Below are 10,317 nucleotides of genomic sequence, written 5' to 3'. Positions count from 1 at the left end.
GGACGGGCTGGGCGCAGCCGGTGAGGAGCAGTCCGGCGCCCACCGCGGCGGCGAGCAGCAGGCGGCCTGCGCGGGTGGCGGCGGGGACGACGGGCATGCGGGGGCCTTTCCTTCATCGCCGGCGGCCGTGCGGCGGGGACGTGCGGCCACGGAAGCGATGATCTGCTGATCACCCCGGGGCCGCCCGTCGGGCCGGGCCGACGCGCGGGAAGTTCGCCCGGTCCTCGTAGAGCGCGAACGGCTCAGGCGACGGGCGGGGCCTCGGCGGAGGGACGGCTCAGAGCAGCGGGCCGAGCGGGCCCAGGTCGATGTTGAGGTCCTCCGGCTCCAGGCCGAACCGGCTGCGCAGCAGCTCCATCCGGTCCTCCAGCAGCATCAGGGTGAGCCCGATGCGCTCCTCCTGGTCCTCGCTGAGGGTGCCGCCCTCCACGCGCCGCAGCGCCTGGCGCTCCATGAGCTGGCGCAGCAGTTCGATGACGGTGAGCACCAGGCGGGCCAGGTCGCGTTCGACGGTGTCCGGGTCCAGCTCGACGCGGCGCTTGCCGGCGGGGTCCGGACCGGCCTCCTCGCCGAAGGCCCCGGGCTCCTCGTCGAAGGCTTCGAAGGGGGGCTCGGCGTCACGCATCAGCGCACCTCGAACGGGGAGGGGACGTTCTCGTTGACGGAGCTGATCAGCGCCCGGAGGTCGACGCGGACCAGGTCGACGTCGGCGATGCTCAGCGTCAGGTCGCCGGTGAGCACCACCCCTCCGGCCAGCAGCCGGTCCAGCAGGTCGACGAGGGCGATCCGCCGTTCGGCGAGCGGCGAGGCCGCCGCGCCGGATCCGGCGGCCGGTACGGGGGCGCTCACGGGCGTACCGCCGTCTGCGTGCCGTCACCGGGCTCGGTGGCGGCGCCGGCCGGCGGCTCGTCCTCCGCGCCGATGCCGGCGAAGGAGTACGGCACCCAGGGGCCGGTCAGCCGGACCTGCACGCCCTCCTCGGCGTAGCCGTGGACCAGGTCGGCGAACTCCTGGCCGCGGGTGCGGTCCACCAGGTACGCGGCGTTCAGCACGTTCACCCCGGCGACACCGGAGAGCTTGGCGTCCTGGGGGCGGTGCAGCGCGGCCGCCTCCGCCTGCGCGGACAGCTCGGCGTGCAGGCGGCGGCTCAGCGCGTCGGCCCTGCCCCAGTCGGCCTCCCGGCTGCGACGCGCCTCCATCCGGCGGCGCAGGTAGTCCCGGCCGCTGCCGCGGGCCTGGCCGGCTCCGGCCGAGGGCCGCGGGGACGCCGGCTCGGCCGGGGGCGCCGGTTCCTCCGCGTACACCTTGACGCCCCACTCCATGCGGCCGTCGAGCCGGTCCAGGGCCCGCTCGAAGCGCTCGCCGCCCTCCTCCAGGAGCCGCCGTACGCCGCTGTCGTCACGGCAGACGGTGGCCAGCCGCAGCGGCACCGGGCAGGTGACCGTGGCCAGTGCGGCGACGACCGCGTCATGGGCGCGGGCGGTGCCGGCCAGCCAGTCGAGGTCTTCCAGCCGGGCCTTGAGCGGGCCCTCCTCGAAGTCGGCGGCCGGCACCGCGTCCACCACCGCGACCAGGTCGCCGTGGCGCACCAGCCTGGGCGGCTGCCCGGAGATGCCCCGGGCGCCCTCCGGCGGGAGCCCGTCGAAGGGGCGGGTGACCGCGTAGACGTACCGCAGGTCGGTGGTGCTGTTCATCCGCGGCGCTCCTCCAGCTCGGCGCGCTCTTCCAGTTCGGCGATGCGGCGCTGCAACTCGGCGTTCTCCCGGGCCAGTTCGCCCGAGCGGGCCCGGGAGGAGAGCGAGGGGTCGCTCTCCCACCAGTCGATGCCCATCTCCTTCGCCCGCTCGACCGAGGCGACCACCAGCCGGAGCTTGATGGTCAGCAGCTCGATGTCCAGGAGATTGATCTTGATGTCGCCGGCGATCACCACGCCCTTGTCCAGGACGCGTTCGAGGATGTCGGCGAGGTTGGCGCCGCCGCCTTCGGGCTGGTAGGCCATCGAGGCGGAGGGCCGCGGAGCGGGCATGGTCATCGGTTCGGGGGTCCCTTCTCGAGACGGTCGAGGAGGTCGTCCTCAAGCCGGTCGAACTCCTCCTCGGTGATCTCCCCGGCGTCCAGCAGGCCGGAGAGGCGGGCGAGTTCGCGCTGGATGGCGGAGGGGTCGTAGTACTGCCGCTCTGCCTCCGCCATCACCTGCCGCAGCACCCAGCCGGTGCCGCGCACGGGCGCCGCCGGCAGGAGCAGCAGTTCTCCCAGCAGGCCCATGGTGGATCATCCTTCCGTTTCGACGAAGCTGTAGGGCGGCAGTGGTCCGTTGACGGTCAGCACCAGGTGCGGGTTGGCCTGCTTGAGCTGGTCGACCGCGTCGACGAAGGCCGCGGAGCCGTCCCGGTCCACCAGGAAGGAGATGTTGGCCAGCCAGCCGCCGCTCTCCGGGCCGGGCTGCACGGCGGAGGCGTTCGCCTCCAGGGTCTGCTGGACCAGGACCGCGTCGCGGGCCTCGCGCTGCTGCACGGCGGCGACGACCCGCTCGCCGAGGGCGAGCTTCTGGTCGTAGCTGCCGCCGCCGGCGGCCCGGTTGGCCTCGCTCAGGGCCCGCAGGTCGGGGTCGTCGGCGAGCACCTGGTGGAGCACGGACTCCTCGTCGTGGCTGGCCTTGACGTTGTACTCGACCTTGTTGTCGAGCGCCTCCAGCCGCTCCAGGTAGTGGCTCTCGCGGTCGGCGAGCACCGAGAGCACGGTGTCGTCGTCGGGCGAGACGCCGCCGAAGCGCATCGGCAGCACCGCGCCGTTGGCGCCCGCCTCGGCCAGCACGTTCTGGTGCGCGAGCAGGTCGCGCCGCTTGGGGCGCAGCCCCTCGGGGGCGTCGCTGACCAGGGCCGCCAGAGCGCCGCGGGTCAGCACCCGGACGGGCTGCGCCGGGTCGCCGACGCCGTCGGTCTTCTCCGGCAGCCCCGGGTGCGAGCTGCGCGCGATCCCGTAGACATACGTGCTCACTCCTGCTCCTCCTTCTTACGGGACGTGCGGCTGCTGGTGCTCCGCTCGCGGTCGGACGACCCGGACTTCAGGGCGTCGGAGATGGTCTCGGCCGCTCCGGAGAGCGCGCCCTTGGACTTGCCCTTGGCGCCGCCCTCGGTGAGGCCCTGGACGACGTCGGGCAACTGGGCCGGGGCCTTGCGCCCGGCCTCCAGGTCGAGGCGGTTGCACGCCTCGGCGAAGCGGAGGTAGGTGTCGACGCTGGCGACGACGACCCGGATGTCGATCTTCAGGATCTCGATGCCGACCAGGGAGACGCGGACGAACGCGTCGATCACCAGGCCGCGGTCGAGGACCAGTTCCAGGACGTCGTACAGGCCGCTGCTGCCTCCGCCGCCGCCACTCTGCTGTGCGGGAACCACTGACATGTCGTTCTCCCTCCCTAGGAGCGGTCCGCCCGGCCGCGTTCATAGCGGCGGACGCGCTTGTATCCGGTCAGGTCTCCGTCGTCGTCCAGTTGCACCTCGTAGGTGGCGAGCAGGCTCATGGTCTCGGGGACGCGGGCCAGCTCCAGGACTTCGACGTGTACGGTCCAGCCGTCGTCGGTGCGCTCGAAGGAGGACACCGACTCGGCCTCCAGGCCGGTCAGCTCGTTGAGCTGCCCCGCCGCGCCGCGGACGACCTGCATCGCCTTCGGCTTCTTGCGGGGCGCCGGCTCCGGCTCTTCTTCCTGCTCCTGCGGCTCGTCGGCCGGCTCGTCCAGCTCCTCCGGCTCGTCCGCCTCCGCGTCCTCGTTCCGGGCCGCGGACCGCGTCGAGGCGGTGGTGCTCTTGCGGGTGCGCGTGGCGCCGCTGCGACTGCTGGTCGTCTTGCGGGCCGTCGTCTTTCGTGCCGTCGTCTTGCGGGCGGCGGTCTTCTTCGCCGCCGGCTTGCGGGCGCTCTCCTTATCCGGGTTGTCGCCCTCGTCGGTGCCGTCCCGGTCTCTGCCGGATGCCTGTGATTTCTCTGATGTGTCTGCCATGGAAGCCTCGTTCCCTCTGGTTGCCGGACCATGACACCGCAAACCCTTGGCCTGGGCTTGATCCCAAACGGCCCGGACGGGTGATCCGCCGGCGCTCTCGCGGTAGGGATCGGGCCGTCAGCGCAGCGCCTCCAGTCTCCGGCGGGCCGGGGCGAGCGAGCGGCCCCGCGGCGCCCCGCCCCAGGGGCGGGAGCGGGCCTGCTCCAGCACGTCGCGCACGGTCCAGCGGCGCGCGTGGGTCTCCGGTTCGTCGAGTTGCTCCCAGGTCAGCGGGGTGGCCACCGGGGCGCCGGGCCGGGCCCGCACCGAGTAGGGGGCCACCGCGGTCTGCGCGTAGCCGTTGCGCTGGACGTCCAGGTAGAGCCGGTCGCCGCGGGCGTCCTTGCGGGCGGCGGTGGTCAGCTCGTCGGGATGCGCCTCGGCCAGCGTGCCGGCGACCTCGTGGGCGAACGCCCGCACCTGGTCGTGGTCGCCGGAGCCGTCCAGCGCCACGATGACGTGCACGCCCTTGGAGCCGCTGGTCATCACCACCGAGGGCAGGCCGATCGCGGCCAGCAGCTCGCGCAGCAGGTGCGCGGCCCGGCGCACCGCGGCGAAGTCGTCGCCGGGCGGGTCGAGGTCGAACACCAGCCGGTCGGGGTGGTGCGGCCGGTCCGCGCGGGACTGCCAGCGGTGCAGGGTGATCGCCGCCTGGTCGGCGAGGAGCACCAGGGTGGCGGTGTCGTCGGCGACGGTGTGGACGACCGTGCCGTCCGCCTTGCCGACCTCGGTCCGCCGCACCCAGTCCGGGTAGCTCGCCGGGGTGTCCTTCTGCATGAAGCGCGGCCCGTCGATGCCGTCGGGGCGCCGTTCCAGCATCAGCGGGCGGCCCCGGAGCTGCGGCAGCATGAAGCGGGCGACCGACCGGTGGTAGTCGGCCAGGTCCGCCTTGGTGATGCCGTCCTCGGGGAAGAGGACCTTGTCCGGGCGGTGGACCTCGACGTTCCGCCGGCCGGCCCGGACGGTGCGGACCGAGGGGTTGCGGGCACTGCTCATCGCCGCCGGGTACCCGCCCGGGCGGCTGGTCACGCCCCGGCCCCGGACCCCTTCGGGGGGTCCGGGGCCGGACGGCGGGCTGAGGAGCGGCCGGGAGTCAGGGCGTGACGACCCGCTCCACCAGCAGCTTCACCGCGGCGGTGATCGCCTCGGCGTCGATGCCGGCGGCGCGCAACTGCTCCTCCGGGGAGGCGGAGGCCGGCTGCGAGCGGACCGCGAGGCGGGTCAGCCGCGGGGCGGGCCGGCCGTCCGCGAAGGCTTCGGCGACGGCGTCGCCGAGGCCGCCCTCGGGGTGGTGGTCCTCGACGGTCAGCAGGCAGCCGGTGGCGGCGGCCGCGTCGTTCAGGGTGTCCTTGTCGACCGGCTTGAGCGAGTACAGGTCGATGACCCGGACCGGGATGCCGTACTCCTCCAGCACGTCGGCCGCCTGGAGCGCCTGGTGCACGGTGACCCCGGCCGCGACGATCGTCGCCCGGTCGTCGTCGCCGTGGCTGCGCAGCACCTTGCTGCCGCCGACCGGGAAGGTCTCGTCCGGCCCGTAGATCACCGGGTCGTCGCCGCGCGAGGTGCGCAGGTAGCGGATGCCGTCCAGGTCGGCCATGGAGGCGACCAGGTGGGCGGTCTGGTTGGCGTCGCACGGGTAGAGGACGGTGCTGCCGTGCAGGGACCGGAACATCGCCAGGTCCTCCAGGCCCATCTGCGAGGGCCCGTCCTGGCCGATGGCGACCCCCGCGTGCGAGCCGACCATGTTGAGCCCGGCCCGGCTGACCGTCGCCATCCGCAGGAAGTCGTGCGCGCGGGTGAGGAAGGCGGCGAAGGAGCAGGCGTACGGCAGGTAGCCGCGGGTCTGCAAGCCCACGGCGGAGGCCACGAGCTGCTGCTCGGCGATGTAGCACTCGAAGTACCGCTCGGGGTGGGCCTTGGCGAAGAACTCGGTACGGGTGGAGTCGCCGACCTCGCCGTCCAGCGCCACCACGTCGGCGCGGGCCGAGCCCAGCGCCTCCAGCGCGTGCCCGTAGGCGGTACGGGTGGCCACCTCGTCGCCGACGTCGTAGCGCGGCAGCTCCACCTCCCCGCCGGACTTCCCGGCCCCGTCCAGCGCGCTCTGGCTGACGCCCTGCTCGGGCTTGCGGACCTCCACGTGCTGGTGGCGGGGGCCGCCCAGCTCGGCGATGGCGGACTCGGCGTCCTTGACCGGCTTGCCGTGGAAGCCCTCCAGGTCCTCCACCGCCTTGACGCCCTTGCCCTTGAGGGTGCGGGCCAGGATGACGGTGGGCTGGCGGATGGTGGAGCGGGCCTCGGCGAAGGCGCGGTCCACGGCCTCCACGTCGTGCCCGTCGACCTCGATGGTGTGCCAGCCGAAGGCGTGCAGCCGCCGGGCGTAGGAGTCCAGGTCGTGGCCCTCGCGGGTGGGGCCGCGCTGGCCGAGCCGGTTGACGTCCACGATCAGGGTGAGGTTGTCCAGCCCGTTGTAGGAGGCGGCCTCGGCGGCCTCCCACACCGAGCCCTCGGCCATCTCGCTGTCGCCGGAGAGCACGTAGACGTGGTACGGGATCTCGTCCAGCTTCTTGCCGGCCAGCGCGATGCCGACGGCCACCGGCAGTCCCTGGCCGAGCGAGCCGGTGGCGGTGTCCACCCACGGCAGCCGCGGGGTGGGGTGCCCCTCCAGCCGGCTGCCCAGCTCGCGGAAGGTCAGCAGCTCCTCGTCGTCGATCGCGCCGGCCGCCTTGTACATGGCGTACAGCAACGGCGAGGCGTGCCCCTTGGACAGCACGAACCGGTCGTTGCCGGGGTGCTCGGGGTGCTCGAAGTCGAACCGCAGGTGGTGCGCGAGGAGCACCGCGCCCAGGTCGGCCGCCGACATCGAGGAGGTGGGGTGGCCGGAGCCGGCCGCGCCGGCGGCCCGGATCGCGTCCACCCGGAGCTGCTGGCCGAGCTCGGCCAGTTCGTCGTAGTGCATGTCACTCCTTTCCGGAGGAGTCGTCGGAGGAGGGGCCGGTGGACGTGCCGGAGGGGCCGCTGGACGCACCGCCGGAGGGACCGCCGGATGACTTCCCGCGCGGGCCGGCGCCGCCCGGGGTGTGCACCAGCTCCGGGGACGCGGTGTCCAGCGGGACCTGCCAGGAGCGCAGCAGCCCGAGCTGGACGGCCTGGCGGGGCAGGGCCGCGTCCAGCAGCCAGTCGGCGGCGACCCGGACGCGGTTGCCGGGCATGGCGGCCAGGTGGTAGCCGCGGGTCACCGCCCCGGCGACCGGGCCGGACAGGGGCACGCCCATCGGGTTGGCGGCGGCCTTGACCCCGCCGAGGTCCACCGCGAAGCCCAGGTCGTTGTGGCGGTACGCGGCAGGGGTGCCCAGGCCCAGGGAGGCGGCCACGTTGCGGGCCGCGACCTTGCCCTGGCGGGAGGCGTGCTGGGCGGTCATCGGCGTGAACTCGCCGGGCCGGGTCAGGTCCGGCACGGCGGCCGCGTCGCCGCACGCGAAGACCTCCGGGTGACCGGGCACACCGAGCTGCGGGGTGACCACCAGCCGCCCCTTCTCGGTGGGCAGGTCCAGCTCGGAGACCAGCGGATCGGGACGCACGCCCACGCACCAGATGAGGGTGCGGCTGTCGACGAACTCGCCGGTGTCCAGGAGTACGCCGTCCCTGGTCGCCTCCTTGACGGAGGTCTTGACCCGGACGTCCACCCCGCGCTTGCGCAGCACCTCGTCGGCGGTGCGGGCCAGGCGTTCGCTCAGTCCGGGCAGCACCCGGTCGGCGACGTCCAGCAGCAGCCAGCGGGGCGAGCGGCCGGGCTCCCAGCCGGGCTGCTTGCGGACCAGCGCGTCGGTGAACATCTTGCCGTGCGCGGCCAGCTCGGTGCCGGTGTAACCGGCGCCGACCACCACGAAGGTGGAGCGGGCGGCGCACTCGGCCGGGTCGCCGCAGCTCGCGGCCAGCTCGATCTGCCGGGTGATGTGGTCGCGCAGGTACAGCGCCTCGGGCAGCCCGCGGAAGCCGGTGGCGTTCTCCGCGACCCCGGGTATCGGCAGCAGCTTGCTGACGCTGCCGACGGAGAGGACCAGCCGGTCGTAGGTCAGCTCGCCGTCGCCGCCCTCGGGGTCGCTGTAGTGCACGGTCCGGGCGGCCAGGTCGATCCGCTCGGCCTGGCCGAGCACCAGCCGCACCTGCCGCAGGGTGCCGGGCAGCGAGACGGTGACCCGGCGGGCCTCCAGCACGCCGGCGGTGACCTGCGGCAGCAGCGGCAGGTAGAGGAAGTAGTCGGTGGGGTTGAGCAGCACGATCTCGGCGCGCCCGCGCAGGGTCCGGGAGAGGTGGCGGGCGGTCTGGTACCCGGCGAACCCGGCTCCCACGATCACCACGCGCGGCCGCCTGCGCGGGCCACCGGAGGGCCGGGACCGGGCGGGGCCGGTGCGGCCGCCGGGGCTGCTCGGGCCGGACGGGCTGACGGACGGGGTCACGGGGCCTCCAGCGTCTTCTTGCGGTTCTTGCCGTTCTTGCCGTTCTTGCCGTTCTTGCCGTTCTGGTCTTGCCGTTCTTGCCGTTCTTGCCGTTCTGGTCTTGCCGTTCTTGCCGTTCCCGCGGTCATTGCCGTTCTCGCGGTTGTTGCCGTTCCCGCGGTTCTCGCGGTGCGTTCGTGCGGTGCCGGTCGTGCGGTGCGCGCGGGCGCTGTCGCCGGCCGGGCGACCGCCGGGCGGCACGGGCTGCGAACGCGGCCGCCGGACTCGCGTCCGGCGGACCTTCCCGGTGCCCCTGGGCCCGTGGCCCAAACGCCCGCAGCCCCGGCGCACCGGGTGAATTCCCCTCCCGCCGCACCGCTCGCGCCCTCCCCGTCGCCGTCTCACCATTCAAAATGCTGGTCTCACCATTCGGCCGTCGACCTAGGCTGGCCCCACCGCACCGGACCCCTTCCAGGAGGACGCGATGACCGACGCCGTCTACACCCATGGCCACCACGAGTCGGTACTGCGCTCGCACCGGTGGCGCACGGCCGCCAACTCCGCCGCTTATCTGCTGGACGCGCTGCGGCCCGGCCAGGACGTGCTGGACGTGGGCTGCGGGCCGGGCACCATCACGGCCGACCTGGCCGACCTGGTGGCCCCGGGCGGACGGGTCACCGGCGTGGACGCGGCGGACGGGATCCTGGCCCAGGCACGGGCCGAGGCGTCGGCGCGCGGCCTGCCCGACGACGCCGTCCGCTTCGAGGTGGCCGACGTGCACGCGCTGCCCTTCCCGGACGACTCCTTCGACGTGGTCCACGCCCACCAGGTGCTCCAGCACGTGGGCGACCCGGTGCGGGCACTGGCCGAGATGCGGCGGGTGTGCCGGCCCGGCGGGGTGGTCGCGGCGCGCGACAGCGACTACGCGGCGTTCGCCTGGCATCCGGAGCCGCCGGTGCTGGACGACTGGCGAGAGCTGTACCGGCGGGTGGCCCGGGCCAACGGCGGCGAGCCCGACGCGGGCCGCCGGCTGCTGTCCTGGGCCCGGCGGGCCGGCTTCACCGACATCACCGCCTCCGCGTCGACCTGGTGTTTCGCCACCCCGGCGGAGCGGGAGTGGTGGAGCGGCCTGTGGGCGGACCGGACCGTCGCCTCGTCCTACGCCGAGCGGGCCGTGGCCACCGGCCACACCACCCCCGAGCACCTGGCGGAGATCGCCGAGGGCTGGCGCGCCTGGGGCCGGGCGGACGACGCCTGGTTCCTGGTGCCGCACGGCGAGATCCGCTGCCGTGCCTGACCGCGCCGACCGCGCCAACTAGGCTGGCGCGCATGGAGATCCTGGGCACCACCTTGCGCGTCTGCGTCGACGACCTGGAGTCCTCGACCGCCTTCTACGAGCGGATCGCCGGCGCCACGGCGCTCCGCTTCGAGCGGGGCGGCGTCTCGGTCGCCGCGGTGGGCTGCTTCCTGCTGATGAGCGGCCCCGAGGAGGAGCTGGAGGTACTGCGCAAGGTGGCCGCCACCGTCGCCGTGGACGACGTGGACGCGGCGTACGCCGCCCTCACCGAGGCCGGAGCCACGATCGCCGTCGGGCCGGTGCCCACCCCCGTCGGCCGCAACCTGATCGCCGTCCACCCGGACGGTTCCGTCTTCGAGTACGCCGACCAGCGCCGCTGACGCCGCCCGCGCGGCCCGACCGGAACTCCCCCTCGCCCGTTCGCTCCATGTCCGATCAGTCCGATATCATCGCATTGACGGCTTAATGAGCCGTATGAGTGATGCCCTGCCTTCTACCGGCGGAGGGTGACGCGATGTCCCCGGAACGACGGTTCACGGAGCGGCGGG

13 protein-coding genes and 1 pseudogene are annotated in these 10,317 nt (G+C 74.0%); 2 read left to right on the top strand and 12 right to left on the bottom strand.

The window, feature by feature from the left end; translation table 11 throughout:
* Positions 1–277 precede the first annotated feature (277 nt).
* The 12 genes from C6N75_RS22725 to C6N75_RS31760 form a co-directional block, all read right to left on the bottom strand.
* A complete protein-coding gene (locus C6N75_RS22725) occupies positions 278–526 on the bottom strand; it encodes a gas vesicle protein K (RefSeq protein ID WP_308356303.1) in 249 nt (82 codons plus the stop codon).
* 98 nt (positions 527–624) lie between these two features.
* The gene (locus tag C6N75_RS22720) at positions 625–849 is read right to left on the bottom strand and encodes a gas vesicle protein (RefSeq protein WP_105870750.1); all 225 of its coding nucleotides are present in this window, start codon (positions 847–849) and stop codon (positions 625–627) included.
* The gene (locus C6N75_RS22715; RefSeq protein WP_105870749.1) at positions 846–1,694 is read right to left on the bottom strand and encodes a GvpL/GvpF family gas vesicle protein; all 849 of its coding nucleotides are present in this window, start codon (positions 1,692–1,694) and stop codon (positions 846–848) included. Before C6N75_RS22715 ends, C6N75_RS22720 begins: the two co-directional genes overlap by 4 nt.
* The gene (locus C6N75_RS22710; RefSeq protein ID WP_181160578.1) at positions 1,691–2,032 is read right to left on the bottom strand and encodes a gas vesicle protein; all 342 of its coding nucleotides are present in this window, start codon (positions 2,030–2,032) and stop codon (positions 1,691–1,693) included. The genes C6N75_RS22715 and C6N75_RS22710 overlap by 4 nt, the downstream gene beginning before the upstream one ends.
* Entirely contained in the window at positions 2,029–2,265 is a 237-nt protein-coding gene (locus tag C6N75_RS22705) for a gas vesicle protein GvpG (RefSeq protein ID WP_105870748.1), read from the bottom strand. Before C6N75_RS22705 ends, C6N75_RS22710 begins: the two co-directional genes overlap by 4 nt.
* A 6-nt stretch (positions 2,266–2,271) precedes the next feature.
* On the bottom strand, positions 2,272–2,997 hold the full coding sequence (locus C6N75_RS22700; protein ID WP_105870747.1) for a GvpL/GvpF family gas vesicle protein: 726 nt from the start codon (positions 2,995–2,997) through the stop codon (positions 2,272–2,274).
* Positions 2,994–3,404 carry a gas vesicle structural protein GvpA gene (locus C6N75_RS22695; protein WP_105870746.1) on the bottom strand — a complete coding sequence of 137 codons (411 nt, stop codon included), beginning with the start codon at positions 3,402–3,404 and terminating at the stop codon, positions 2,994–2,996. Before C6N75_RS22695 ends, C6N75_RS22700 begins: the two co-directional genes overlap by 4 nt.
* 14 nt (positions 3,405–3,418) lie before the next feature.
* On the bottom strand, positions 3,419–3,739 hold the full coding sequence (locus tag C6N75_RS31765; RefSeq protein ID WP_258177553.1) for a gas vesicle protein GvpO: 321 nt from the start codon (positions 3,737–3,739) through the stop codon (positions 3,419–3,421).
* A gap of 375 nt (positions 3,740–4,114) precedes the next feature.
* The gene (ligD, locus tag C6N75_RS22685) at positions 4,115–5,032 is read right to left on the bottom strand and encodes a non-homologous end-joining DNA ligase (protein ID WP_105870753.1); all 918 of its coding nucleotides are present in this window, start codon (positions 5,030–5,032) and stop codon (positions 4,115–4,117) included.
* A 97-nt stretch (positions 5,033–5,129) separates the two neighbouring features.
* A complete protein-coding gene (locus C6N75_RS22680; protein WP_105870744.1) occupies positions 5,130–6,992 on the bottom strand; it encodes a transketolase in 1,863 nt (620 codons plus the stop codon).
* A gap of 1 nt (position 6,993) precedes the next feature.
* Positions 6,994–8,391 carry an NAD(P)/FAD-dependent oxidoreductase gene (locus tag C6N75_RS22675; RefSeq protein WP_105870752.1) on the bottom strand — a complete coding sequence of 466 codons (1,398 nt, stop codon included), beginning with the start codon at positions 8,389–8,391 and terminating at the stop codon, positions 6,994–6,996.
* A gap of 98 nt (positions 8,392–8,489) precedes the next feature.
* Positions 8,490–8,621, bottom strand: coding sequence for a hypothetical protein (locus tag C6N75_RS31760; protein ID WP_258177552.1), 132 nt, complete (start codon positions 8,619–8,621; stop codon positions 8,490–8,492).
* Between the two features lie 326 nt (positions 8,622–8,947).
* On the opposite strand from C6N75_RS31760, the pseudogene C6N75_RS22670 reads away from it, so the two are divergent.
* Together C6N75_RS22670 and C6N75_RS22665 are read left to right on the top strand one after the other, a co-directional pair.
* Positions 8,948–9,769 (top strand): annotated as a pseudogene (locus C6N75_RS22670) (methyltransferase domain-containing protein); the annotation flags it as partial.
* A 32-nt stretch (positions 9,770–9,801) separates the two neighbouring features.
* Positions 9,802–10,149 carry a VOC family protein gene (locus C6N75_RS22665; protein ID WP_105870742.1) on the top strand — a complete coding sequence of 116 codons (348 nt, stop codon included), beginning with the start codon at positions 9,802–9,804 and terminating at the stop codon, positions 10,147–10,149.
* Positions 10,150–10,317: the final 168 nt, after the last annotated feature.

The organism is Streptomyces solincola, from assembly GCF_002982015.1.
In the GTDB taxonomy this organism is placed as follows: Bacteria; Actinomycetota; Actinomycetes; order Streptomycetales; family Streptomycetaceae; genus Streptomyces; species Streptomyces solincola.
Note: the sequence above shows the minus strand (reverse complement) of the source record. Positions and strands in the feature narration are given on the sequence as shown.